Below are 23,633 nucleotides of genomic sequence, written 5' to 3' on the forward strand. Positions count from 1 at the left end.
CCCCGGCGCTCCGGTATAATGGGGAAGTATAACGTTTTAGCAAGCTGATGGGCAGCGCGCCGGGGCATAACGCCCAAGGCGCGCTGCCCATTCGAGGTGGACTGGCGATGACCATAACCATTAAAGACCTGGCGGAGATGGCCCGGGTCTCCACCGGCACCGTTTCGCGGGTGATCAACGGCGGTCCCGGCGTGGGGGAAGAGACCCGCAAACGGATCTTAAAACTCATCAAAGAGCTGGACTACCAGCCCAATGCCTCGGCCCACGGCCTGGCGGCCAAACGCTCGGGCAATATCGGGGTGATCATCCCGCATACCGGCGGTTATTCCATGGCCACCGCCTATTGGCCGGGCCTGTTGACGGCGATCACCGAACGGGCGGCCGCTCAAAACTATAATGTGCTGCTCTCCACCGCCCGGTCCGAGGAGGACGTGGCTTCAGCCTATCAGTCGATCCTGAAGGGCCGGCGCATCGACGGGCTGATCATCGGCGCGGAGCAGTTCGGCGACAAGCAACTGGCCGAGCTCCTGCTGAAGGATTTCCCCTTCGTGATGGTGGGCAAGAGCGTTAGCATCTCCCATTACTATGTGGATGTGGACAACGCCGGCGGGGCGCGGCGCATGACCGAGCATTTGATCGGCTTGGGCCACCGCCGCATCGCCATGCTGGCGGGGCCGGAGCATTACCCCAGCGTCATCGCGCGGGTGGGCGGTTTTCGACAGGCCATGGCGGCCGCCGGGCTCGACCCGGGGCTGGTTTACCACTGCCCGTACTGGACCTTGCGGGCCGGCGAGATCAGCCGGGAGATCATCCGCTCGGGGATAGGGGTCACGGCGATTTTTGCCGCTGCCGGCGACTTGGTCACCGGGGTGTTACAGGCGGCCCGGGAAGAAGGGCTGCGCTTGCCGGAGGACCTGGGCGTGGCGACTTTTGACGATCACCCGCTCTACAATTATTTCGCGCCGGCTATCAGCGCGGTCCGCCAGCCCATCGCGGCGCTGGGCGAGGCGGCCGCCGTTCAATTGTTCCGGCTGATGCACGGGGAGATTCCCGAGGAGAAGGGGATCGTCCTCCCGACCGAATTAGTGATCCGGGCCTCCTGCGGCCGGCCGGGCTTGAAAACGGAAGCCGGGCGGGTCGCGCCGGAAACCACCTCTTGACGAAGCGGCCGGATTATGGTAGAATAATCAGAAATTACTGATAAATTCCATAATTTTAGTGGGTATTCCAATTTCATATTCGACCGAAACAGACTCTTATCGAGAGAAGGGGAGGGACCGGCCCAATGAACCTTCGGCAACCTTGTGCGCGAGCAGGGTGCCAATTCCGGCAGGGTAACCTGGCAGATGAGAGAGGACAGCGCGTTCATGCAGGCCTCTTTCCACCGGAGAGAGGCTTTTTGGTTTGACGAGGAGGAAGTCCGATGAAGATCGAAACCGTTCTGGCCCATGCGGGCCTCTGTACCGACGCGCCGACGGGGGCGGTGAGCACCCCGATCTACCAGACCGCCACCTTTCGCCATCCGGCGTTGGGCGTGAGCACGGGGTATGATTATTCCCGCTCGGTCAACCCGACCCGCCAGGCGCTGGAACAGGTCCTGGCCGAACTGGAACGGGGCGACCGCGGCTTCGCCTTCGCCTCGGGGATGGCGGCGCTCACCGCGGTGCTGATGGCCTTCTCCGCCGGCGACCATATCGTGGTCTCGGACGACCTTTACGGCGGAACCTACCGGCTGCTGGAGCGGAACTTCAAGCCGTTCGGGATCGCCGCCAGTTACGCCGATGCCACCGCCTTGGAGGCGCTCGAACGGGCGGTGCAGCCCGGCCGGACCAAGGCGCTGCTGATCGAGACGCCCACCAATCCGCTGATGAAAGTGACCGACCTGGAGCGGGTCATCGCCCTGGGCCACGGGTTGGGGCTGGCGGTGATCGTCGACAATACCTTTATGACTCCCTACCTCCAACGCCCGTTGGAGCTGGGGGCCGATTTGGCGGTCCATAGCGGCACCAAGTTTTTGAGCGGCCACAACGATCTGCTCTCGGGGATCGTGGTCGCCCGGACCCCGGAGTGGAGCGAGCGGATCCGCTTCGTTCAGAATTCCACCGGCGCGGTCCTGGGGCCGCAGGACAGCTGGCTGATGCTGCGCGGCCTTAAGACGCTGGCCCTCCGGCTGGAACGGCAGCAGGCCAACGCCGCCGGAATCGCCCGCTGGCTCGCGGCGCACCCGGCCGTGGGGCGGGTGCTCTACCCGGGCTTGCCGGACCATCCCGGCCACGCGATCCTGGCCCGCCAGGCCTCGGGCTTCGGAGCGATGCTCTCCTTCACCGTGAAGGATCCGGCCCAGGTGGAACGGCTCATCAACCGGGTCCGGGTGATCACCTTCGCCGAGAGCCTGGGCGGGGTCGAGAGCCTGATCACTTACCCGGTCCGGCAGACTCACGCCGACATTCCGGCGGAAGTCCGGGAGCGGATCGGAGTGACCGACGACCTGCTGCGGCTGTCGGTGGGGATCGAAGCCCTGGAAGACCTCATCGCCGATCTGGAACAGGCCATGCAATGACGCCGGGCCGGCTGTCCCCCGGAATATTTCGAGGAGTGAATCGTGATGAAATATGCCACCCGAATCCTGCATAACGGGAATGAACTGGACCCGCGCACCGGCGCCCTGAGCATCCCGATCTATCAAGCCTCCACCTTCCACCAGCCCGATGTGGAGCATCCCGGCGCTTACGACTATTCCCGCTCCGGGAATCCGACCCGGGAGGCGCTGGAGAACACCCTGGCGGCACTGGAGAACGGGACCCACGCCTATGCCTTCGCCTCGGGGATGGCCGCCACCGCCTCGGCCCTTTCCATTCTGGAGCAGGGCGACCATATTGTGGCCACCGAGGATATCTACGGCGGCTCCTACCGCGTCCTGAACCGGTTCTTCAATAAATTCGGGCTGGAGACCAGCTTCGTCGACATGACCCGGCTGGAGAACATCGAGGCGGCCATCCGTCCCAACACCAAGGCGCTCTTTTTGGAGACGCCCTCCAACCCGCTGCTGAAGATCACCGACATCCGCGGGGCGGTGGCCATCGCCAAGGCCCACGGGCTGCTGACCCTGCTCGACAACACTTTCATGTCCCCTTATTTCCAGCGGCCGCTCGATCTGGGGGTCGACATCGTCGTCCACAGCGCCACCAAGTTTCTGGGCGGCCATAGCGACGTCATCGGCGGCGCGGCCATTACCCGCTCACCGGAGCTGGCCAAGCGGATCTATTTCGTCCAGAACGGTTTCGGGGCCATCCTGGGGCCGCAGGACTCCTGGCTGCTATTGCGGGGGATCAAGACCCTGCGCGCCCGGATGGAGTTGCAGCAGCAAGCGGCGCTGTTCATCGCCGAATGGCTGAGGCGGCAGAACTGGGTGACCGCAGTCTATTATCCCGGCCTGCCCGACCACCCCGGCCAGGCGATCCACCGGGGCCAAGCCTCGGGCCACGGCGCGGTGCTCTCCTTCAAGACCGATGCCGCCGCGCGGGCCTTGGCCATCATGAAGCAGGTCAAGCTGTGGTCGGTCGCGGTCAGTCTCGGCGGCGTCGAGTCGATCCTCTCCTATCCGGTCAAGATGTCCCATGCGTCGCTCCCCGCTTCGGAGCGGGAACGCCTGGGGATCACCGCCGACCTGATCCGCCTGTCGGTCGGCCTGGAAGATCCGGAGGATCTGGTCGCCGACCTGGAGGCCGGGATTCGGTAACCGGTTTCGTTTTAGCAAGGAAACGGGGTTGCTGCCGCGGTTTGGCGCTGCCTTGCGTGGCTGGTCCGTGACTTTGGAATATCGGCAGTACGGCGGGAAACCGCTCTGGAGGAATGGCAATGACTCAAGAGATTATCGAGTTTCAGCAAGTTACCAAGGTCTACCGGCAAAAGGGCGCCGAAGTAGTGGCCCTGCGCGACGTCAACCTGACCGTCGCCCGGGGCGAGATCTTCGGCATCATCGGGCTGAGCGGCGCGGGCAAGAGCACGCTGCTCCGGAGCATCAACCGGCTGGAGGTGCCGCAGTCCGGACGGGTGCTGGTGGACGGTTCGGACATCACCGGCCTGAGCGGCCCGGCCTTGCGCCAGGCCCGCCGCAAGATCGGGATGATCTTTCAACACTTCAATCTGCTGGCTTCGCGCACGGTCCGGGGGAATATCGCCTTTCCGCTGGAGATCGCCAAAGTGGCGCCGGCCGCGATCGAGCGGCGGGTCCGGGAGCTGGCCCAGCTGGTCGGACTCGCCGACAAACTGGACGCCTACCCGGCCCAGCTCAGCGGCGGCCAGAAGCAGCGGGTGGGCATCGCCCGGGCCCTGGCCAACCAGCCCGAGATCCTGCTTTGCGACGAAGCCACCTCGGCGCTGGATCCTCAGACCACCCAGTCCATTCTGGAACTGCTGCGGGATGTCAACCGGCGTTTCGGGCTGACCATCGTGCTGATCACCCACCAGATCGAGGTGATCAAGGCGATCTGCGATTCGGTGGCGATGATGGAGGACGGCCGGGTGGTCGAACACGGCCCGGTGGTGGAGGTCTTCGCCCAGCCACGCACCGCCACGGCCCATCGTTTCATCGAGAGCGCGCTGCATGGCGAGGTGCCGGCCGGGCTGCGGCTGGCGGAACCGGGCCGCATGGCGGCGGGAGCCGGCCGGCGGGTCCGCATCTCCTTCCTGGGCGAGGTGGCCCGCCAGCCGATCATCGCCGCGCTGATCCGCCGCTTTGACCTGAATGTCAATATTTTGTACGCCAACCTGGACTTCATCAAGGACACGCCCTTCGGTTCCTTGATCGTCGAGTTGACCGGGGCTGAGGACAGCATCGAAAAATCGCTGCAGTACCTCGCAGACCAGGGATTAAGAATTGAGGTGATCGCGGATGTTGAACCCGCAGCTTTGGAACCTGCTCGTTAATGCTTTGGGAGAGACCCTCTACATGGTGGGCGTTTCCCTGGCCCTGTCGGCCGTCTTCGGCATCCCCCTCGGCGTACTGCTGGTCATCACCGGCCCGGGCCATATCCGGCCCAACCGGGCGATCCACGGCACGCTGGCCGCGTTGATCAATATCGGCCGCTCGCTGCCCTTCATCATCCTGCTGGTGGCGATCATTCCCTTCACCCGGCTGCTGGTCGGCACCTCCATCGGCACTAACGGGGCGATCGTCCCGTTGACGGTGAGCGCCATTCCTTTCCTGGCCCGGCTGGTGGAGTCGGCCCTGCTGGAAGTGGACCGGGGCGTGATCGAGGCCGCCCAAGCCATGGGCGCCACCACCGGCCAGATCATCGGCAAGGTGCTGCTGGCCGAGGCCAAGTCCGGGCTGCTCCTGGGGCTGACGATCACCGCCGTCAGCCTGGTGGGCTACTCGGCCATGGCCGGAGCGGTCGGCGGCGGCGGCCTGGGCGATCTGGCGATCCGTTTCGGTTATCAGCGCTTTCAGCCCGAGGTGATGCTGGCCACGGTCATCGTCCTCGTCATCCTGGTCCAGGGGGTCCAGTCCCTCGGCGACTGGGGGGCGCGCCGCTTGAAACGGCGCTAGGCCGCAGCGTCGAATCCGACCCGCAGCGGTCGAAAGTCGCATGTCAAAGGTCGGGATGGTCTGTGAATGACTTCGGACCTTAACCCTTCGACTTTGAACTTAAGAATTACTAAGGAGGAATTTACATGTCCAAAAAATTAGTGAGCCTCATTTTGGCGGCCCTGGCCGCAGTCGTTCTCTCCGGAAGCCTGGCGCTGGTGAGCGCGGCGACCGTGTTAAAGGTGGGCGCCTCGCCGACGCCACATACCCAGATCCTGGAGCAGATCAAGCCGCTCCTGGCCAAAGACGGGATCACCCTGCAGGTCATCGAGTTCCAGGACTATGTCCAGCCCAATATCGCCCTGGCCGAAGGGGAGCTGGACGCCAACTTTTTTCAGCACGTCCCGTACCTGAACCAGTTCTGCAAGGACCGCAATCTCGACCTGACCTCCATCGCCAAGGTCCACGTCGAGCCGCTCGGGGTCTATTCCAGCAAGCTCAAGTCCCTCCGCCAGCTCAAGGAGAAAGCCATCGTCGCCATACCCAACGATCCGACCAACGGCGGCCGCGCTTTGTTGCTGCTGCAACGGGCCAAACTGATCCAGCTGCGCAAGGACGCCGGCCTGGCAGCCACCGAGCTGGATATCGCGAAGAATCCCAAGCAATTGCAGATCAAGCCGCTGGAGGCCGCGCAGCTGGCCCGGTCGCTGGCGGATGTGGACATCGCGGTCATCAACACCAACTACGCCCTCGCCGCCAAGCTGGTCCCGACCAAGGACGCCCTGTTCATCGAGGATAAAAATTCGCCCTACGCCAACATCCTGGCGGTCCGGACCAAGGACAAAAATAATCCGGCCCTGCAAAAGCTGGCCAAGGCCTTAAACAGCAAGATCGTCAGGGACTACATCGTCAAAACCTATCAGGGCAGCATTGTGCCGGCGTTTTAGGCATCATCGCCGAGACGGAGTTGAATTCGACCTATATCGTCGCCGAAGCGCCCCGAGACAATCATCCGGGGCGCTTTTCTATGGGGTTATCACTGGACCCGCTGGTTCTTCTCCAGCTTGGCTTGGGGATATTGCTGAGGGATATTCAAAAAGGCGGCGGGGGGTTTATCTTCACCGCCAGCCGCGGAATGATCTTGCCCAACTCGGCAAGTTTGCCGGGCTGTTGTTTTGCGGGAGGCTGTTTTTGGTTGCGGTGTGGCGGCTATGGCCGATCCGCCACCAGGATCCCGTAAGGCGGAAGCGTCAAGGCGGTTTCCTCGGCCGCGAACTGTTGGGCCGCGCCGCGGTCATCCAGCAAGGAGCAGGGGTCATTCAACGCCGCTGCCAGATGAGGCGAATCGAGGACCCGTACTCTGGCGGAGCCGGCCCACCCCTTGAGCCGGACGGGTTGCGGCTCGCCGCTGTGATTGACCAGGATCAAGCGGGAACGTCCGTCGCGGTTCAGGATAAAACCGGAAACCGCCAGCGGATCGCCGGAGTCCAGGGGGACCGCCCGGCCGCCCCGGAATTCGCCGACCCAGGCCAGGCTGAAATAGAGCGGGAAAACCGCGCCGGGGAGAGACGGAAACAGGGCGGGCGATGGCGAGCCGGCCGGCCGTTCCATCACCCCGAGCCAGCCGGTGGTCTCGTAATAGGTGGCCGCGGCGGCGCCGCCCTCGGCCAGCGCCAGGATGCTGCCCAGGGTCCAGCCGGCGCCGAACAGCGAGAGCTGCCTGGTGTCGACCTGCGGCGGCAATTCGCCGCCGGGGAGATGGGCCGGAGCGGTCCGCGAAGCGGATTTCGGGCGTTTCTTGAAGGTGACCGGCGAGACCCAGACCGGCTTGGACCCGGCGAAGGCCCGGGCGCTCTCCAGATTGGCCCGCTGCCCCGCGAAACTCTCGATCAGAGAAGCGTTGTCGAAGGCGTGCACCTGCGGGGTGGTGGAGTAGGCGACGAAGTCGCAGGCAGCCAGCGGCGGACGCTCCCGGTTCAGCTCGGTGAAGTAGCCGTCGGTGCCGCCGCCGATGGGTAGCGCCGGGTCGTATTCGGCCAGGATTTCCCGGGCCAGCCGAAGTTCGGCGGCGCGGGTCGAGGGGACGCCGTCCCGGAGCACCAACACGCCGGCCAGCCGGGGACGGGACGCCTGGAGCAGCGAGTGGAACTGGGCCAATTCATGCTCCGGATCCTCCGCCAGATGCAGGGCCACGAACAGGGGAACGTCGATCGCGGCCGCGTCCCGGGCGGCCCTCTCTAGCAGCGGTGCGGCATCCGGCCGTTCCGGACGGAGTTCCAGCCGCAAGTGGCTCAGGTTCAGGCGGCGCAGCCGTTTGATCTCCCCCGCCGACCAGGGTTCGGCGGGTACGGCATATCCCAGTCCCAGACTGGGCAGGGCCAATTCAAGCCCGGAGCGGGGCGCGAGCCGGACCGCTTCCGCCGGCCGTGGGGGCGGGAGCACGGCGGATAGCCGGCCTTGGAGCCGGATGGCGACGGCCTGCCGGATCCGCGTTCCGGTGAGGACTTCGGCCGGCAGCGGCCGGTCCAGCGGAGTGCAGTAGGTTTTGTAGGAGGCGTCGCTCCAGTTGCGCTGGTCCTCCATTTCAAAGCTGTCGCCGGTGCAGCGGATGACGGCTTCGACCCCCGGCAGCACCGGATGCTCGATCTGGCGGATCTGCTTGAACGGCTGGTGCGGCGCGATCCGCACCGGGAAGAGCCCGGCCAGTTTGACCCCGTCCACCTGCTCCACCGCGCAGGCGACGCCCGCCAGCGTGTCCGGGTGGAGCACGCAAAAGCCGATCCGGTTGCGCAGGAAGGACGAATGGGCCGTCCCGTCCATCGTAAACTCGATGCTGCTGTCGGAGCGGCCGCTGATGGCGCCGCGCCAGGAGAAATCGATGCCGTTCCGTTGGTGGCGGGCCAGAAAAGCGATGCGGAAGGAATCGGCCCGGACATCCAGGGTCAGTTCCGAGAGTTTGGCGGGAATGGTATCCCAATTGCGGTCGCGCAGCGCCATATAGACGCGGCGGACCACCTCGACCTCGCCCAGCCGGATGGAACGGATTCCGCCGTCCTGATAGAAGAGGGAAAGCTGCCCGGCCCGCAGCGGGACCGGCGGGTCGACGGGCTGACTGAGGCCGGAGTCATACATGCTGACTGGATCGTTCATCAGGCATTGCCCCTTTCGGACGGAATTGGGACGCCGGGAGCGGCTTCGGCCGGACGTACGCTCTCATCCGCCGCAGATATCCGAAAAAAATTCCTGAAATACTTAAAATTAATACTATGCCCCCCGGCAGAGCCTGTCAAGGGATAGTTACCGGAAAGCGGCCGGGGACGCCTCTGGTTCATTTTTCATGGCGGGATATGGAAATTAAAAAGAATTTTGTAAATTTCTTATGAAAATAATAAAATAGTGCGCCAAATTGTCCAACTTGACAGCCAATTGCCGGTAATTTACAATGAATTTAAATGGTTTGATGGATTTTTACTATTTTATGTAATATTTAGTCTAATATTGTAAAAACGACTGATTGGATCATTTTTTCATTCCGGAGGAGCGAGGAGCGACCTTCATGAATGCCAAGGGTTTCACGCTGATCGAGATCATGATCGTCCTCGCCATCCTGGGGGTCCTGGCCGGGTTGGCCGGCATGAGCTATTCGGCGGCCAGCGACGGCTATGCCCTGACCAGCGGCGCCGAGCAGCTGGCGCAGCAGCTTAAGAACGCCCGCACCGAGGCGCTGGCCCGCAATACGGCGGTGGAGTTCGCCGCGGCGGACGGCGGATTCTATACGATCCGCGTCGTGGGCGGAGCGGTATTGAGCGGGCGGATCGTGCTCGGCCGGGCGGCCGTGGATCTGAGCTTGACTTTTGAGCACTTAAACGGCGCGGCGGTCCGTTTTGACCGCTGGGGCGCGGTGCAGAACGCCAGCGGCGGCACGCCCGCGCTGACCCTCGTCAAGGGGACGGGGCGGCGGACGGTGACCGTCGAGATTGCCACCGGCTATGTCCATTGAGCGGGGCGGGCGCACGGAGAGGAAGATTATGCGCAACCAGAATGGTTTCAGCCTGATTGAGGTGATCATCGCCGTGGCCCTGCTGGGGGTCATTGCCTTGCTGGCGGCGGTCCCCGCCTTCCAGCCCGATCTCTACCGGGTCAATGTCGCGGACCAGCTGGCCGAGGAGCAGATCGAGATCTGCCGCAATGAGGAATTCGAGGCGCTGGCCAATAGCAGCAGCCAGCGGACGGTCACCACCCGGGGCGTCGCCGTCAGCTACACCGTGGGGGTCAGTGTGGAGGGTTTGAATCTGAACCCCGCCGCCCTCTCCGCAACGGCGTCCACCCCGCTCGACCGGGCGCTGACGGCGGCGGAGCCGGAGCCGGACGGGAGCCTCGATCCGCAATTGAAACGGGTGACGGTCGCGGTCTCCGCCGGCGGAACAGTGCTGGCCCGGCGCAGCGCGCTGCTTTACCCGGAGTGAGGTGCATGATGGTGCCCAAGCGTAACCAAGCCGGCTTTACCCTGATCGATCTTCTGCTGGCCTGCGCGATTCTGAGCTTTCTGCTGCTGGGAACGGCGCAGATCATCCGGGTCTCCTGCGCCGGCTTGGAGCTGAACCGCAACGCCGCCGGGGCGTTCGAGGACGCCAACCACGCCATGGCGCTGATGGTACGGGAGATCCGCCGCAGCCAGGCCGGCAAGCTGACCATCCGTTCGGCGACTGATCTCGCGGCGACTGATCTGGACGAGGTGACGACCGAATTCTACTGGTCGGACGGCAAGCTGTACCGCAGGAGCGGCGGGGTCACCACGTTATTGGCGCAGAATGTCAGCGCCTTTCAGGTCAGCCAGGGGGAGGCCGCGCCCCTGGTGCGGCTCAGGCTGACCGTTGCGAATGGGGCCGACGCGGTGCAGCTGCAAGAGACGGTCCGGCCGCGCAATTGAGCGGCTTCACATGGCATCTCATGAGGAAATACTGGTTTGGCGAAGCGGAGCATGAGGAGGATGGACGCCGTGGATGGGACGAACGCCGGGAAAGCCCGGGCCGCCGGATCGGAACAGGGCATCGCGCTGGTGGTGGTCCTGATCGTGCTGGTCATCGTCTGCCTGACCCTCCTGGCTGCGTCGACCATCGTCAAGACCCAGCTGAACGCCTTTAGCACCGCCGGAGCCACGTCCCTGGCCGTGACCCGGGCCGAGGACGGCCTGGCGCTGGCCTACGCCCGCCTGCGCGCCGGGGATAGTACGTTTCAGCCGGGACGGAGCGATTTCCGGGTCACCACTCCCGACGGCTGGACCATCCGGGTGGAATATCTGGCCACCACCCCCGCCAGCGTCCGGGCCACCGCAAGCCGCGGCAAATTCAGCCGGACCGTCCAGGCCGACGTGACGGAAGCTGAAGAGCCGCTGCCTTTCAACGCGCACGGTTTCATGGCCGGCGCCGCCATGTCCATCACCAACGGCAGTTATTTCCTGAACGGCAACTCCCTTTACGCCGTGGAAAACCTCACCTTGAGCTCCTTCTCGATGGGCGGCACCGGCAGCCTGGTCAGCAGCAAGACGGTGAATGTCTCCAACGGTTCGCTGGCCAGCACGATCAAGACTTACTCGAATGCGGTGCGGGAAACGATTCCCGCGCCCAATTGGGACAGCTTCGCCGCCGATCCGTCCAAGATTTACCGGACCTATACCGTGAATGGCGGCACGTTGGACATTTCGGCCGACCTGATGAATGCCGGAGGGAAGATCATTTTAGTCCGGGTCACGGGAGGAAGCCCCGCCATCAAGGTGGGCGCCAACAGTTTCAGCAATAAAAACGCCCTCATCGTGGTGCTGAAGGACGCCGCGGTCCGGGGCGACTCCGCCGTCCAACCCACCCTGACCCTCGGCAACGGCAATTATTCCGGCCAGATCAGCGCCTTCGTCGACGGCAAAGTCAATCTGAACAGCGGCAGTTTCAACACCAGCGGCGTCCTGTATGCCAGCGGCGATATCAGCCTGACGAACGGTTCTTTCCGACTGACCGGCGGCGTGGTCAGCCAGAGTCGGATCACCGTCACTTCGGTCAGCTTCGGCATCTATCAGCCTCAGTGGGACCTCTATCAACCCTACTTCGGCGGCTCCGGTTCCGGCTCGGGCGGCGGTTCGGGAACGCGGCTCACCCGTTGGCGCGAACCGTAATCCATTGTTAACCCGCCCGCTGGAATCATCTGGCAGGAAAACGGCGGGCCGCCGGCGAAAAGAGGCCGGAGAGCGACGATGAGCGGAGGTTTTGCCGATGGATATCACGATTCGTCCGGCCGTCGGGAGCGATTTTCCCGCGGTTTTTGCGCTTTTTCACCAGCTTTGGCCGGGCCGGGAGCTGCATGAGGCGGCCATGAGCGCCGTCTTCGAACGGGGCCTGGCATCAGGGGCCGACACCTATCTCTGCGCCGTGGCCGCCGGGAAAGTGGTCGGCTTTTGCGCTTATGCCGTGATGAACAACTTCTGGCAGGAAGGGCGGATCGCCTACATTTACGCGATGATTGTGGACGAGGAGCTGCGGGGCCGGGGGTTCGGCGCGACGCTGCTGCGGCAGGCGATCGACTGCGCCCGGACGGCCGGCTGTAAGCGAATCGAGCTGGACTCGGGATTCCCCAGGGAAGGGGCGCACCGCTTTTACGAACGGCTCGGTTTCGAGAAGCGGGCCTTTTTATTCTCGCTGGAACTGGGCTGAGACCCGGAACGGTTCCGCCGGAGCCTGCGGCGGTCCTTGCCGGGGCCGGTGAAGAACCGCCGGCCGGTCCGGCGGAACCTCCGCAGCGTCGGGACGGACCGCCGCGGGCTTTAGCGGACCCTCCGGGGCGGATCGCGGCACCGCCGGCCGGTTGGCAAGGCCTGGCAACGGGGTTTTCGCCACCGCCGGACCGATCCACAGGAGTGGCGGCGCCGGCGGCGGCCGGTCGGAATGGAAATGAGGTTGCATCGAGATGAATTGGGTTTATTTGGGAGCGGCGATCCTGTTTGAGGTCGGCGGGACCACCATGCTGAAGCTTTCGAACGGCTTTGCCAGGCTGCAATGGGCGATTCCGGCGCTGGCCCTGTACGCGGTGAGCTTTTTCGCGCTGTCCCTGGCGTTGCGGCGGATCGCGATCGGCGTGGCCTATGCGATATGGTCGGGGATCGGCATCGTTTTACTGGCAGGGATCGGGGCGGTTTATTTTCAGGAGACATTGAGCTGGGAAAAACTCTTCTTTATCGCGCTGATCCTGGTGGGAGTGGTCGGCCTCAATCTGGCCGGCGGCCATTAAAACGGTCCGCCGGCGCGGAATGCCAAAAAACGAGGCGGCCCGGAAAGGGCCAGCCTCGTTTGGAAGGGGCGCGGCGTAAGGGCCGCGGCCCGTTTTAAAGCGTGAGTCGTTTACATCCCGGCATACAGGCCGTCATTGGGGCAGTTGGGCAGCTCCCGCAGATAGGCCGGGACTTCCGGGAAAGGATACTCGGCCGCGGCGGCGTCGGTCAGGTAGAGCCGGTGGTAGTACTCCCGCACCATCCGGGCGGCGGAGAACTGCCACTGGGACATGGTGATGCTGGCGCGCATCATCTCGGTCCACTTGGCCCGGTTGCCGTAATACAGCGGCAGGATATCGTTGCCCAGCACATAATAGAGCGCGTCGGCGTCGGCCTGGTCCTGATCGTGATGGTAATGGCCGTCCCCGATCTGCCAGCCGTTGACGCCGTGGCGGCAGCCCTCCGGCCACCAGCCGTCCAGGACGCTGAAGTTGAGCACGCCGTTCATGGCGGCCTTCATGCCCGAGGTGCCGCTGGCCTCCATCGGCCGGACCGGATTGTTCAGCCAGACGTCGCAGCCGCGGGTCAGGAGCTTGCCGATCTTCATGTCGTAATTCTGCAAGAAGACGACGCGCTCCGGGAAGCGTTTGGCCATCTCGTACAGCCGGGTGATGATCCCTTTGCCGGTCAGGTCATTGGGATGGGCCTTGCCCGAGAAGATCAGCTGCAGCTTGCCGTCGCGCAACAGCGGCTCGATCACTTCGGGCCGGCGGAAGATCAGGTCGCCCCGTTTATAAGGCGCGGCCCGCCGCGCAAACCCGATGGTCAGCACGTTCTCATCCAGCTTGACGCCATTGCGCCGCTCGATCTCGGCGATCATCTCGCGTTTGGCCGCCTGGTGCGGCCCCCAGAGATCGCTGCCGGCGGCGTAGGCCCGGGCCAGCCGGGGATCCTGCCAGGTGCCGTTGTGCACGCCGTTGGTGATGGCGATGATCTCCGAGGCCCCCTCGACGCCCCGCCACATGTCGCGGGCGGTATGGCCGTGCAGCTCAGCCACTGCGTTGGCCTTGCGCGACAGGCGCAGCCCGGCCACGGTCATGCTGAAGGGGTCGCCGCCGATCCGCACCAGCTGCTCGTGGGTGAGCCCGTTATAGGCCCCCATGTACTGGAGCAGGTCGTGGCCGTGGACCTCATTGCCGGCCATGATCGGCGTATGGGTGGTAAAGACGATCTCCTGACGGGTCCGCCGCCAGGCTTCCTCGAAATCCATGCCCTCGTCGTCCATCTTCAGCCGGATCAGCTCGACCCCGGCGATCACCGGGTGGCTGTCGTTGAAGTGATAGACGTCGGGGTAGATCCCGAGCGTCCGCAGGGCGCGCACCCCGCCGATGCCGAGGATCATCTCCTGGGCGATCCGCTCCTCGGAGAACCAGCCGTACAGTTGGCCGGTGACGAGCGGGTCGCAGTTGCCCGGGAGGTTGGCGTCGAGCAGGTAGAGATCGACATTGTCATATTGCGAACATTTCCAGACCTTGCAATGGACCCAGCGGCCGCGGATCTTCACTCCGACCACCACGCCGGTGTCCTGCAGGAAGTCATACCGATACTCCGGGTAACAATCGTAGATCCGGCCGTCTTCCCGGAAGACCTGAGTGGTGTAGCCTTGCCGCCACAGAATGCCCACTCCGATCAGGGGGTAGCCGCCGTCTTTGGCTGCCTTCAAAATATCGCCGGCCAGGATCCCCAGGCCGCCCGAGTAGATCCGGAAATCTTCGTGCAGCCCGAATTCCATGCAAAAATAGGCTACTTGAGGCAGTTTCTTGTCGCTCATGTTCTCCCTCCAAAAATGAGTCAATCTAGATCGTGAAACATTGGCGATACGGTCGTTCTTCAGATGAAATAAAAAAACTATCGCGTGGAACGGCCCCCCGCGCCGTTCCGGATGGCAAAAAAGCTGCCGTCCGTACTTCCATCGTGAGCTGTGTTTCATCCGGGACGGTCGGAATGCAACACATCATTCATTGTAACGGGATGGGACTCCGATAGTCAACATAATACAGCAGGAACGGATGCCATTTTTAGGAGGGAAAGGCGAGAGTTTACGCCGTTCCGCCCGGAGCGGGCCGGATGGCTCGGAAAACAGCAGGGGAATTCCGGCAATGGGTGAATAATCTGGCATGCCCCGGGCGGCTCGCGGATTTCAATAAAGGGAAAAGAGGGGATGACCCATGTTTGACGATCGGCGCAGTAAGAAACTGTTATTGGTGGCCCATTGCATTTTAAATCAGAATGCCAAGCTGGATGCTTGCGCCCATTATCCGGGCGCGATCCGGGAAGCGGCCGCCGCGTTGCTGGACGCGGGGGTCGGCATTGTCCAGCTGCCCTGCCCGGAACTGCTCTGCCTGGGGCTGGACCGCGAAGCGGCTCCCGGGAGCCGGCCCACCGTGGCGAAGGAGGACACGCGGATCGCCGCGCGGATGGCGGAAGAAGCGCCGACCGGGGCCTGCCGGGCCTTGGCGGCGGAGATCCTCCGCCAGCTCCTCGAGTATCGGAAACACGGTTTCGCGGTTCTCGGCCTCCTGGGGATCAACGGGTCGCCCACTTGCGGGGTGGAAACCACCTGGGCCGACGGGGCGGAACGGGAAGGGCCGGGGGTCTTCATCCGGCAACTGGCCGCGGCACTGGACCGGGAGGGCCTCGCGGTCGAAATGGCGGGCATCAAGGCGCGCGAAGCGGAGGCGGCCGTCGCTGCCGTCCACCGGCTGCTCCGGAAGGAACGGGATTGAACCCCGGGCCGTGGCGGCGGTGAAGGAATCGGAGTATCCCGGACGATGCGGCAGCCGGAGCAACCGGGTATCATCAGCATAAGAAGCGACCCGCAATTTGGGCGGAACAGAGCGTCGTTAAAGACAAAATACTTACAAATACTTATATTGTTCCGGATAACAATTATAAATACTTGAAAATGTTCGGCTGATTCCTTATAATAAAGTCAGAGGTGAGTCTCATCTACCAAGAGGAACGTTTGTACCGGATCCTGGAGTACCTGGAGGGCCACGAGGCGATGACGGTCAATGAGATCTGCGCCATCTTCGGGGTATCCCGCGATACGGCGCGGCGCGACGTCGTCAAGCTGGCGGAGCGGGGCGCGGTCATCCGGACCCACGGCGGCATTGCCTTGCCCAAGTTCGATAAGAAGATTCAGGAGTATGCCGCCAGGCAGCGGAACGAACCCCAGGAGAAGCTGCGGATCGGCGAATACGCCGCGACGCTGGTCGAGGAGGACGAGATCCTCTTTCTGGATGTTTCGACCACGGTGCAATGCCTCATTCCACGGTTGCGGGCCGCGGGACTGACCGTCGTCACCCATTCGCTGGACAACGCCTGGCTGCTGATGGAGGAGGAAGCCATCCAGACTTATCTCCTGGGCGGGTTGCTCCATCCCAAGCTGCGCCACATGACCGGCTACGGCACCCTCAAAAAGCTGGAGGATTACCGGTTCACCAAGGCTTTTCTGGGGGCCGCCGGGATCACCGGCGAGGGGATTTACTATTATGATGAGGATGATATCTATTTCAAGCAGGAACTGGTCCGCCGCGCCGAACAAGTAATCGTTCTGGCCGACCACACCAAGTTCGACCAGTATTCATTGTTCCGTGCGCTGGAGCTGCCGGCGATCGACATCATCATCACCGATCAGCCGGTATCCCGCAAGATGCAGAAGGCTCTGGACGACGCCGCGGTGGAGCTGGTTATCGCATCCGGCTGACGCGAATCGGCAGTCATCAGAAAGCACGAACGCTTCCCGTCCGTTTCGTTCGGCGCCCGGCGCGAGTTTGGAGAATCCGGCGTCACCGGCGAAACACCGGGCGTAACGGCTCCGGTTCCTGGTGCGCGATGCGGCCGGACCGGGAATCCGGTCGTGCTTTCTGATGATTGGCCGCTTGGCGGCAGCGGCGGAACGCCGGGCAAGAAAATACGCCCGGTTACCGGGCGCGGGTAAGAGCGGACAAAGTGGGTCGCGAATGGAGGCACCCGCTAAGGACGGTTGCCCGATCGGGGAAAACATTTTACGTTACGGCGCTTTTAGCTTGGCGATCGAAACCGTCGTTTCCTCGGAATTGTCAGTCAGTAATAAACGGCCGCGGTCCTTGAGATCGCCCGACGGCAACGAAGCGCACTGGCCTTGGAAGAAAGCGCCGTCGGCCACGACAAAGACCGCCATCTTGGTGTCGCCGATGATCCGGGCGGTGGCTGCCAGCTCCAACTTGCCCCGGGCCTCGATGGTTCCCTTCACTTCGCCGGCCACGGCGACGTTCTTGGCGATGATATTCCCGACGATGCTGCCGCTTTCGCCGATGATCAGGTCGCCGCCGATGTGGAGGTCGCCCTCAAAGTAGCCGTCAATCCGGACCGAACCGCTCGCGGTCTCCAGATTGCCTTTCACCCGGCATTCCTTGGCGATGATCGTCTCAATGCGGCCGCCGCCGCTGGGCCGTTCTTTGCTGGAAAACATTTCTCATCCCCCCGCTATGTTTGTTTTGACGAGACTTGCACTGGCAATCCCCAAGGAGCCGGAGCGCCCCATGATGCAACTCTCGGGCTACAAGCGTTGCGATACACCCTGTCCGAAGGTCAGGGTGGACACAAAAGCTCAGAGAAGCAAGGGATAAAGTCGTTTTAAACCTTTTTGCATGCTGATCTCCGTTTCGAAAGACTTTATCCCATGGCTTCTATATCAGTTGAATTCAATTTCTAGTCTGCATCATTTCCCGAAAGCCGGACATGATGGAAACATGAAAGGATTTAATTCAACTCATCATCGCTGGAATAGGATGAAATCAAAGCGGAATTTATTTCATCCTAATATAGTCCTCGATTTGCTCTCTTTCCGGAAGAACGAAACGATCCATAGTATAAGTAATTATCGGTCCGCCGCCAAATTCCTTTAATTTCTTCAGCCGAAAATTCACTTTGGAAACCGGCCGTTCCGGCGAGGGTCGAAACGGCCTTGAATACTGCTTTCGATGCCAATCATGTAACCCGTTCCCGCTCATCTCAATTTCTCGCGCTGCGCGTTTGGAGAGGGATGGCGACCCCTGGCAGCCGGCGGGGCAGTCGCTGCGAACCGGCCGCCAGGGGGCACCCTTTCCCGGTCAATGACGGGAAGCGGTTTTGGCTTGGGCTCTCCGTTTGGCTTCGGCTTTGGCGGCGACTGCCTTGTCCGCTTGATGCGCGCCGTAAAAAAATAGGCCGAAAATAATGCCAACTACAATGACGGTGCCAATCTCAAAGCTCATTTCGGACACCTCCTTTCGCTACATCACCACCAGGGGGGTAAAAATAAAAAAAGATGGGAAGCTCAAAATTGAGCCTCCCACCCTAGAAGCACGGTTTCTTGGAAGCGGCGTGCCGCTTTCAACCGAATGGATGACATATTGAATTGTCAATACTATCTTAATCCAAAAACCGGCCCGGGTCAACTTCAAAATTTAGCCAAGCCTAGGCGGCTCGCGCCCGGCCCGGAGATTCAAGACGCCCATCCGTCGGGATGGGCGTCCTTTTTGGGTTTAACGCATCGGGCAATCGAGGAATCCAAAGCCTTGCATCCCGCCGCGGCGCGGTCCGCCGATACCGGCTCCGGGACCCCGGCGGCCTTTGCCGGGCCGGTCCTGGAAACGGGTCTCCAACTGTTTCAGTTGGGCCGGAGTAAGTACGCTCTTCACCTTTTCAAACATCGCCCGGGACTGGGTCACCATTTGGACTCTTAAAGCGGCGACAGCTTTGCTTTGCGTCTCGATGGCGTTCTGGTCCAGCGGGTTGGCTGCCCACAACTTGCGCAACTCCAGCTGTTTCCGTTGCAAGTCGAAGCGAAGGTCCAGGGTGGCCTTTTCGAAGTCCTGGCGGATGGCCAACAGTTTCTCTTGCTGTTCGGGGCTGAGGTTCAACGCTTTGAAGACGGTGAAGCGGTATTCGCCGGCGGGCCGGTTGCCTTGCCCCGGTCCGGCGGCCAGCGCCGCGAAGGAGAGGGAACCGATCAGTAACGCCACGGTTAACAATACCAGCAGGGATTTTTTCATAGAAAACGCTCCTTTCAAAAATAGGGTTGATGGTATCGAGATTCTTTTACCACAGGATTACCAATTCGACGCATCACCTCCGGATAGTGTTCAGCTTTTTCCGAGATCCGATTGGAAATTTTTTGAGAAGTCCTTTCATGGGTTGCTCTTTCCTGGTTGCCCTGAATTTTCCTCCGGGGCTAAATCCAGGATACCCGATAGATATGAAAAAGGTATTGAAGAGTTGTGGAGTTTTTGTGGAGATTGGGTTCCGCCGGAGCGGGCGGGGTGAAATGATTTTTTTGCTCCGTTCATCGGGCTTGCTCATGTCAAAAGTTTGGCCCTAGAGAATCCCAATGAATGTTTATCCAAAAATTTTTCCTTGCAAAAAAATCTCATTAAAATATAATGGGCTTGAAAACGATCTTTGGAAGGGAATGGACGCGCCGGTGACTAGGGCCAGCCCTTTCCAAATCGCCTCTCGTATCAAGTCTGTAACGCAGGCTGACCTACACATCCATTTAAAACGAACGAAAGAAATGTGGTCAATGACGATGCAATCGACAACCCCATCCTCCATTCACGTTCTCCGGCAACAGATCGTCGCCGGACGCGGCAAGCTCCAGGACCTTTGGAACCTCTACGGGGCCACCAATGCCGCTGTTCTGGCGGCTAGCGCCGAGTTGGACCATTTGATCTGCCAGTATCATCAATTGATGAACCGGGATGGGATGGGGTTGCCGGACTATCCATCACTCACCGAGTGATTCGGCTTGAAACCCCAGCCCAAATGCATAATTATGAATTATTAATGGAATATCAGGGAGAATGATACGCCGTTTATGGCGACACCAAGGACGCAGGATCCGGGAATCGCGTCAGCCGAGGAAATAAGCTTTCAGCCACTGGAACTCCTGGCTCAATCGCTCCGCCAGACCGTGTCGGGCCAGGAATAAAACTTGTGAAACCACCGTCCACACCACGATGGCCTGGAGCAACATTTCCCGCACTCCCCGGGTGCGAAAGAGTGGTAGCCCGACCCGGTGTTTGGAGAACGGCCAGAAAAGGGGCACGCCGGCGTTGCAGAGCAGATCCGCTGCCACGTGCAGCAGGTAGCCCACTCCGAAATAGGCGCCCCAGAGCAGCGGCAAACGCAACAGGGTCAGGAAAAGGAACCACGGCGCGGCGAAGGCCAGCAATCCCAGCAGCGAGTGGGAGAATCCCCGGTGCGCGAAGAGGCTGTGGAAAAAATCCTTTAACCCGGGGCAGCGGAGGAATACGATCTTCCATAGTAACCAATCGGCAGCCAGGAACCAACATAATCCGGCCGCCCCGCAAAGCGGCAATCCCCGCAGCCGGATAATCACCGTAAAAACTCCGGCGCAGGCCGCGAAGAATATCAGGGTGGGCAGGAACGGCCGGCAGCCGAAAAAGCAGCCGAAGGCGAAGTAAAAGAAACGGAAATACCGGCCGACGATACTGTCGGGATGATCGATATCCGGCCATAACGCCCCTAGATAAGCGAAGGTTACCGGCCCAATTAACGGTTGCCCCAGGGCTTGGGCCAGATTCAAGGCGCCCCATATTCCGATCGTCGCATGCGTCGATCCCCTCAAAACCAAATCCTCCGTGGCGGAACAAGAATAACAATCAAAATCGCAGCGGTTCCCGTTCCGGGTTTCTTCCCTACCGAGTCATCCCCGTTTTGCCAAGTAATTTGCAAGCCTATTGCGAAACCGATGGCCCGGGAGGTAACTCTGATTGTAGCAAACTGCTACTCAAAAATCCAGCTATCGGAGGATTTTGAGTAAGTCTTTGGCGTTGCAACGATAAAAAATATTCCTGGATTGGCTGAAGTTACTTGTTTTTTGGATACGGATATGTAATAATAAAAAAGAAGTTGTACTACATCTTACAAGTTTCCGGATCGGATCATTGGTTCATGAGGGATCTTTACTAAGCCCGATATATTAGGATGAAATAAATTCTTTATGATGATTTGCATTCCTAATGCAACGACTTTTTAAAAGTCGTTGCATCGTAAAGCCGACTGCAAATATGAAATCGAAATTTATTTCAACTTATCATTCAAAAAAGAACGGCAGGAAGTTTATGAGTATTCATTCCATTGAAAAAGTCGATCTCGTTGAACGCGTCTTCGAGCAGATGAAGGATAACATCATCAGCGGCGAATGGAACCCTGGCGAAAAGATCCCTTCGGAAAACGACCTCTGTAAAATGTTTAATGTCAGCCGGAATACGGTCCGCAGCGCCATTCAGAAGTTGAAGGCCATCGGCGCGGTCACTTCGGAACAAGGGAAAGGCACGTTTGTCTACAAGTCCATCGCCGACAGCCTGATCGACAGCTTTATCCCGCTGGTCTCGCTGGATGAGGAAGAGATGATGGATATCGTCGATTTCCGGGATATCATCGAGAACGAGAGTGCGCGTCTGGCGGCCAAACGGGCCACCGAGGAGGATCTGGAGCATATCCGGCGCTCCTTGGATAACATGATCGCCAATACCCATGATTACAAGAAGTTTTCCATTGCCGATTATCAGTTTCATCTGAGCATCGTCAAGGCGTCCAAAAACCGGATCTTCTACAAAGCCATGCTCCGCCTGAAGGATGTCATCTACAATCATTTGGAAGAGATGAACCGCAACGGCGATCTGGTCTTCAGCATCAACGGCCATGTCCGGCTGTTTGACGCCATCAAGAGCCGGGATTACGAGTTGGCGGGGATGCTTTCCAAAAGCGACAAGGAGATCGTCAAACAACAAGTCCATTACAATTATACCAATAAGTAAATTTTTTTGCTGTAACTTGTAGGACAACCAACAAGTTTGATGGAGTAAAAAACCGTTGGCTTCAGCGACTGGAGGGGTCGGATGAAACGACGCTAACCGGCTTCGGCTTTTCTTAAACCTTTGGCGCCCCATGAATGGGGATAGGCCTGCGCCGGGGATGGTTCGAAAGCCTGGCAATTCTTTGAACATCAATGATAAAGGAGCGAGATTTTTTGAAAATAACTAATGTAAAAACCATTGTGACCTGTCCCGGCCGCAATTACGTCGTGGTGAAGATCGAGACCGACGAAGGCTTGAGCGGCGTCGGCGACGCGACCCTGAACGGCAGGGAACTGGCGGTGGCGGAGATCCTGAAGGAACATATCGCGCCGTTGCTGCACGGGAAAGACCCGGACCAGATCGAGGATATCTGGCAACATATCTTCCGCGGCTCCTATTGGCGGGGCGGTCCGGTCCTCATGACCGCGCTGGCCGGGATCGACATGGCCCTGTGGGATATCAAAGCCAAAAAAGCCAACCTGCCGCTGTATTCGCTATTGGGCGGCAAAAGCCGCGATAAAGTTCTCTGTTACACCCACGTCTCCGGCCGCGATTTCGCCGAGGTGAAGGAGAACGCCCTGAAATATATGGAGCAGGGTTACAAAGCGCTCCGTTTTCAGGTGGGTATTCCCGGCTGCAAGGGTACATACGGGATTGAGAATATCGACTCCAACAACCTGCCTTTCGTGGAGGAGTGGGAGCCCCGCCCCTACCTCCAGACCATTCCCAAGCTGTTTGAATACTTACGGGCCGAACTCGGGACCGATCTCGAGATGCTTCATGACGTCCACGAGCGGCTGACCCCGGTGGAAGCCAAGATTCTGGCCAAGGAGCTGGAACCGTATCAGCTCTTCTTCCTGGAGGATCCGCTCCGCCCCGAACACAAGGAGAGTTTCCGGATCATCCGCCAGGGCGCGGCGATTCCCATCGCCATGGGCGAGTTGTTCAACACCAAATGGGATTGCCTGACACTCTTCGAGGAACAGCTCATCGACTATATCCGTTGCGACCTCAGCCATATCGGCGGACTCACCGAGGCCAAGAAGATTGCCAACTGGGCCGAGGTCTACCACGTGAAGACCGCCTGGCACGGTCCGCCCGATATTTCACCCATCGCCCATTTGGCCAACGTCCATCTGGACCTGGCGGTCACCAACTTCGGGATCCAGGAGCAATGCGCCTTCGCTCCGGAAGTACGGGATGTCTTCTCGGCCCAGCCGCTCTTCAACGACGGCTATCTGAGCGTCGCCGAAGTGCCGGGCCTCGGTTGCGAAGTCGACGAAGCCGCGGCCGCCAAGTATCCGTACCGCCGGAGCTATCTGCCGGTATCGCGCCGCAAAGACGGCACGGTCCAGGATTGGTAGGATGGGGGCCGCCCCTTCCGGGGGTGCCTCCCGAATGCAGCGTAAAGGGGGGAAAGCAGCCGGTTTCATCATCTCACGGTAAGTTGATTGGAGAATGGATAAAGTAAGGGAGGAAATGTTTTGATGAGATCAAAGAGATTCTTTCGTTGGATGAGCCTTGGTATCTTCGCCGCCCTGCTCTTTGGGACCGTGGCTGCGTTCGCCGACAATAAGGTCACCCTGCGCTACCTGACTCACAGCGTCCTGGAAGAACCGTCGCGGACTGTGATATTGGAAGGCATCAAGAAGTTCGAGAGCAAATACCCGAATATCCGTATCGAAATCGAAGGCGTTCCCAACGATCAGATCCAGCAGAAGATCGTCACCTACGCCAAAGCGGATATGCTGCCCGACGTGGTCGGCCTGCAAGCGGTGGGGATCGAGCCCTTCGCCTCCGAAGGACAGCTCCTCAACATCACCGCCCGGGTCAAGAAAGATAAGTTAACCTGTTGTGCTAGATGAAGTTAACCAAAGACAAGATGTTTGATCTTTGAAAACTGCATACTATGTCCGATAAGCATATTGATGAAATAGCA

The 23,633-nt window shown here is 60.6% G+C and carries 24 protein-coding genes and 1 riboswitch; of the genes, 18 read left to right on the forward strand and 6 right to left on the reverse strand.

Annotated elements, in window-relative coordinates; translation table 11 throughout:
• Window positions 1-107 precede the first annotated feature (107 nt).
• The 6 genes from EDC14_RS06630 (at window position 108) to EDC14_RS06655 (ending at window position 6,477) form a co-directional block, all read left to right on the forward strand.
• The gene (locus tag EDC14_RS06630; RefSeq protein ID WP_165907844.1) at window positions 108-1,160 is read left to right on the forward strand and encodes a LacI family DNA-binding transcriptional regulator; all 1,053 of its coding nucleotides are present in this window, start codon (window positions 108-110) and stop codon (window positions 1,158-1,160) included.
• A 93-nt stretch (window positions 1,161-1,253) separates the two neighbouring features.
• Window positions 1,254-1,353, forward strand: a riboswitch (SAM riboswitch).
• Between the two features lie 70 nt (window positions 1,354-1,423).
• Entirely contained in the window at window positions 1,424-2,560 is a 1,137-nt protein-coding gene (locus EDC14_RS06635) for a trans-sulfuration enzyme family protein (protein ID WP_132013473.1), read from the forward strand.
• A 45-nt stretch (window positions 2,561-2,605) separates the two neighbouring features.
• On the forward strand, window positions 2,606-3,739 hold the full coding sequence (locus tag EDC14_RS06640) for a trans-sulfuration enzyme family protein (RefSeq protein WP_132013474.1): 1,134 nt from the start codon (window positions 2,606-2,608) through the stop codon (window positions 3,737-3,739).
• Between the two features lie 131 nt (window positions 3,740-3,870).
• Window positions 3,871-4,929, forward strand: coding sequence for a methionine ABC transporter ATP-binding protein (locus EDC14_RS06645; protein ID WP_207930719.1), 1,059 nt, complete (start codon window positions 3,871-3,873; stop codon window positions 4,927-4,929).
• Window positions 4,898-5,551 carry a methionine ABC transporter permease gene (locus EDC14_RS06650; RefSeq protein ID WP_424337400.1) on the forward strand — a complete coding sequence of 218 codons (654 nt, stop codon included), beginning with the start codon at window positions 4,898-4,900 and terminating at the stop codon, window positions 5,549-5,551. The genes EDC14_RS06645 and EDC14_RS06650 overlap by 32 nt, the downstream gene beginning before the upstream one ends.
• A 125-nt stretch (window positions 5,552-5,676) precedes the next feature.
• Complete coding sequence (locus EDC14_RS06655) at window positions 5,677-6,477, forward strand: MetQ/NlpA family ABC transporter substrate-binding protein (RefSeq protein ID WP_132013477.1); 801 nt, start codon at window positions 5,677-5,679, stop codon at window positions 6,475-6,477.
• Window positions 6,478-6,739: 262 nt separating this feature from the next.
• Here EDC14_RS06655 and EDC14_RS06660 read toward each other — a convergent pair whose 3' ends face one another.
• Window positions 6,740-8,680, reverse strand: a complete 1,941-nt coding sequence (locus EDC14_RS06660) for a D-apionate lactonase family protein (RefSeq protein WP_132013478.1) — start codon at window positions 8,678-8,680, stop codon at window positions 6,740-6,742.
• A 406-nt stretch (window positions 8,681-9,086) separates the two neighbouring features.
• Between EDC14_RS06660 and EDC14_RS06665 the strand changes: the two genes are divergently transcribed.
• The 6 genes from EDC14_RS06665 (at window position 9,087) to EDC14_RS06690 (ending at window position 12,805) form a co-directional block, all read left to right on the forward strand.
• Complete coding sequence (locus tag EDC14_RS06665) at window positions 9,087-9,530, forward strand: GspH/FimT family pseudopilin (protein ID WP_132013508.1); 444 nt, start codon at window positions 9,087-9,089, stop codon at window positions 9,528-9,530.
• 28 nt (window positions 9,531-9,558) lie between these two features.
• Complete coding sequence (locus tag EDC14_RS06670) at window positions 9,559-9,996, forward strand: type IV pilus modification PilV family protein (protein ID WP_165907845.1); 438 nt, start codon at window positions 9,559-9,561, stop codon at window positions 9,994-9,996.
• A gap of 5 nt (window positions 9,997-10,001) precedes the next feature.
• Window positions 10,002-10,460: a prepilin-type N-terminal cleavage/methylation domain-containing protein gene (locus tag EDC14_RS06675; RefSeq protein WP_132013480.1), complete on the forward strand. Its 459-nt coding sequence runs from the start codon at window positions 10,002-10,004 to the stop codon at window positions 10,458-10,460.
• A gap of 69 nt (window positions 10,461-10,529) precedes the next feature.
• Window positions 10,530-11,696 carry an RNA-dependent RNA polymerase family protein gene (locus tag EDC14_RS06680; protein WP_132013481.1) on the forward strand — a complete coding sequence of 389 codons (1,167 nt, stop codon included), beginning with the start codon at window positions 10,530-10,532 and terminating at the stop codon, window positions 11,694-11,696.
• 97 nt (window positions 11,697-11,793) lie between these two features.
• A complete protein-coding gene (locus EDC14_RS06685; RefSeq protein WP_132013482.1) occupies window positions 11,794-12,231 on the forward strand; it encodes a GNAT family N-acetyltransferase in 438 nt (145 codons plus the stop codon).
• 253 nt (window positions 12,232-12,484) lie between these two features.
• Window positions 12,485-12,805 (forward strand): DMT family transporter, encoded by a 321-nt coding sequence (locus EDC14_RS06690; protein WP_132013483.1) that lies wholly within the window; start codon window positions 12,485-12,487, stop codon window positions 12,803-12,805.
• 110 nt (window positions 12,806-12,915) lie between these two features.
• Here EDC14_RS06690 and glgP read toward each other — a convergent pair whose 3' ends face one another.
• On the reverse strand, window positions 12,916-14,616 hold the full coding sequence (glgP, locus tag EDC14_RS06695; RefSeq protein WP_132013484.1) for an alpha-glucan family phosphorylase: 1,701 nt from the start codon (window positions 14,614-14,616) through the stop codon (window positions 12,916-12,918).
• Window positions 14,617-15,013: 397 nt separating this feature from the next.
• On the opposite strand from glgP, the gene EDC14_RS06700 reads away from it, so the two are divergent.
• Both EDC14_RS06700 and EDC14_RS06705 read left to right on the forward strand, forming a co-directional pair.
• Window positions 15,014-15,571 (forward strand): CD3072 family TudS-related putative desulfidase, encoded by a 558-nt coding sequence (locus EDC14_RS06700; RefSeq protein WP_132013485.1) that lies wholly within the window; start codon window positions 15,014-15,016, stop codon window positions 15,569-15,571.
• Between the two features lie 212 nt (window positions 15,572-15,783).
• The gene (locus tag EDC14_RS06705; RefSeq protein WP_132013486.1) at window positions 15,784-16,554 is read left to right on the forward strand and encodes a DeoR/GlpR family DNA-binding transcription regulator; all 771 of its coding nucleotides are present in this window, start codon (window positions 15,784-15,786) and stop codon (window positions 16,552-16,554) included.
• Between the two features lie 306 nt (window positions 16,555-16,860).
• Here the strand turns inward: EDC14_RS06705 and EDC14_RS06710 are convergent, their stop codons facing one another.
• From EDC14_RS06710 to EDC14_RS06715, 3 genes are all read right to left on the reverse strand, one after another.
• Window positions 16,861-17,301 (reverse strand): bactofilin family protein, encoded by a 441-nt coding sequence (locus EDC14_RS06710; RefSeq protein ID WP_132013487.1) that lies wholly within the window; start codon window positions 17,299-17,301, stop codon window positions 16,861-16,863.
• 640 nt (window positions 17,302-17,941) lie between these two features.
• A complete protein-coding gene (locus tag EDC14_RS26680) occupies window positions 17,942-18,085 on the reverse strand; it encodes a hypothetical protein (RefSeq protein ID WP_165907846.1) in 144 nt (47 codons plus the stop codon).
• A gap of 270 nt (window positions 18,086-18,355) precedes the next feature.
• On the reverse strand, window positions 18,356-18,865 hold the full coding sequence (locus EDC14_RS06715; protein WP_132013488.1) for a Spy/CpxP family protein refolding chaperone: 510 nt from the start codon (window positions 18,863-18,865) through the stop codon (window positions 18,356-18,358).
• Between the two features lie 533 nt (window positions 18,866-19,398).
• On the opposite strand from EDC14_RS06715, the gene EDC14_RS26685 reads away from it, so the two are divergent.
• A complete protein-coding gene (locus EDC14_RS26685; protein WP_165907847.1) occupies window positions 19,399-19,611 on the forward strand; it encodes an aspartyl-phosphate phosphatase Spo0E family protein in 213 nt (70 codons plus the stop codon).
• A gap of 111 nt (window positions 19,612-19,722) precedes the next feature.
• On the opposite strand, the gene EDC14_RS06725 is transcribed toward EDC14_RS26685, so the two are convergent.
• Window positions 19,723-20,460, reverse strand: a complete 738-nt coding sequence (locus EDC14_RS06725; protein ID WP_165907848.1) for a metal-dependent hydrolase — start codon at window positions 20,458-20,460, stop codon at window positions 19,723-19,725.
• 496 nt (window positions 20,461-20,956) lie between these two features.
• Between EDC14_RS06725 and EDC14_RS06730 the strand changes: the two genes are divergently transcribed.
• The 3 genes from EDC14_RS06730 to EDC14_RS06740 all read left to right on the forward strand — a co-directional run bounded on the left by EDC14_RS06730 (window position 20,957) and on the right by EDC14_RS06740 (window position 23,559).
• Window positions 20,957-21,655 (forward strand): FadR/GntR family transcriptional regulator, encoded by a 699-nt coding sequence (locus EDC14_RS06730; RefSeq protein WP_165907849.1) that lies wholly within the window; start codon window positions 20,957-20,959, stop codon window positions 21,653-21,655.
• Window positions 21,656-21,867: 212 nt separating this feature from the next.
• Complete coding sequence (manD, locus tag EDC14_RS06735; protein ID WP_279388736.1) at window positions 21,868-23,058, forward strand: D-mannonate dehydratase ManD; 1,191 nt, start codon at window positions 21,868-21,870, stop codon at window positions 23,056-23,058.
• A gap of 123 nt (window positions 23,059-23,181) precedes the next feature.
• Complete coding sequence (locus EDC14_RS06740) at window positions 23,182-23,559, forward strand: extracellular solute-binding protein (RefSeq protein WP_132013493.1); 378 nt, start codon at window positions 23,182-23,184, stop codon at window positions 23,557-23,559.
• Window positions 23,560-23,633: the final 74 nt, after the last annotated feature.

The organism is Hydrogenispora ethanolica, assembly GCF_004340685.1.
Classification (GTDB): Bacteria; Bacillota; UBA4882; order UBA8346; family UBA8346; genus Hydrogenispora; species Hydrogenispora ethanolica.

Bases quoted from the DNA above. Each gene is read 5' to 3' on its own strand.
- EDC14_RS26680 (WP_165907846.1), bottom strand. From the start codon at position 18,085: ATGAGCTTTGAGATTGGCACCGTCATTGTAGTTGGCATTATTTTCGGC.
- EDC14_RS06635 (WP_132013473.1), top strand. From the start codon at position 1,424: ATGAAGATCGAAACCGTTCTGGCCCATGCGGGCCTCTGTACCGACGCG.
- EDC14_RS06690 (WP_132013483.1), top strand. From the start codon at position 12,485: ATGAATTGGGTTTATTTGGGAGCGGCGATCCTGTTTGAGGTCGGCGGG.
- EDC14_RS06670 (WP_165907845.1), top strand. From the start codon at position 9,559: ATGCGCAACCAGAATGGTTTCAGCCTGATTGAGGTGATCATCGCCGTG.
- EDC14_RS26685 (WP_165907847.1), top strand. From the start codon at position 19,399: ATGCAATCGACAACCCCATCCTCCATTCACGTTCTCCGGCAACAGATC.
- EDC14_RS06730 (WP_165907849.1), top strand. From the start codon at position 20,957: ATGAGTATTCATTCCATTGAAAAAGTCGATCTCGTTGAACGCGTCTTC.
- EDC14_RS06640 (WP_132013474.1), top strand. From the start codon at position 2,606: ATGAAATATGCCACCCGAATCCTGCATAACGGGAATGAACTGGACCCG.
- EDC14_RS06685 (WP_132013482.1), top strand. From the start codon at position 11,794: ATGGATATCACGATTCGTCCGGCCGTCGGGAGCGATTTTCCCGCGGTT.
- EDC14_RS06665 (WP_132013508.1), top strand. From the start codon at position 9,087: ATGAATGCCAAGGGTTTCACGCTGATCGAGATCATGATCGTCCTCGCC.
- EDC14_RS06675 (WP_132013480.1), top strand. From the start codon at position 10,002: ATGATGGTGCCCAAGCGTAACCAAGCCGGCTTTACCCTGATCGATCTT.
- EDC14_RS06700 (WP_132013485.1), top strand. From the start codon at position 15,014: ATGTTTGACGATCGGCGCAGTAAGAAACTGTTATTGGTGGCCCATTGC.
- EDC14_RS06630 (WP_165907844.1), top strand. From the start codon at position 108: ATGACCATAACCATTAAAGACCTGGCGGAGATGGCCCGGGTCTCCACC.
- EDC14_RS06740 (WP_132013493.1), top strand. From the start codon at position 23,182: ATGAGATCAAAGAGATTCTTTCGTTGGATGAGCCTTGGTATCTTCGCC.
- EDC14_RS06710 (WP_132013487.1), bottom strand. From the start codon at position 17,301: ATGTTTTCCAGCAAAGAACGGCCCAGCGGCGGCGGCCGCATTGAGACG.
- glgP (WP_132013484.1), bottom strand. From the start codon at position 14,616: ATGAGCGACAAGAAACTGCCTCAAGTAGCCTATTTTTGCATGGAATTC.
- EDC14_RS06715 (WP_132013488.1), bottom strand. From the start codon at position 18,865: ATGAAAAAATCCCTGCTGGTATTGTTAACCGTGGCGTTACTGATCGGT.
- EDC14_RS06660 (WP_132013478.1), bottom strand. From the start codon at position 8,680: ATGAACGATCCAGTCAGCATGTATGACTCCGGCCTCAGTCAGCCCGTC.
- EDC14_RS06655 (WP_132013477.1), top strand. From the start codon at position 5,677: ATGTCCAAAAAATTAGTGAGCCTCATTTTGGCGGCCCTGGCCGCAGTC.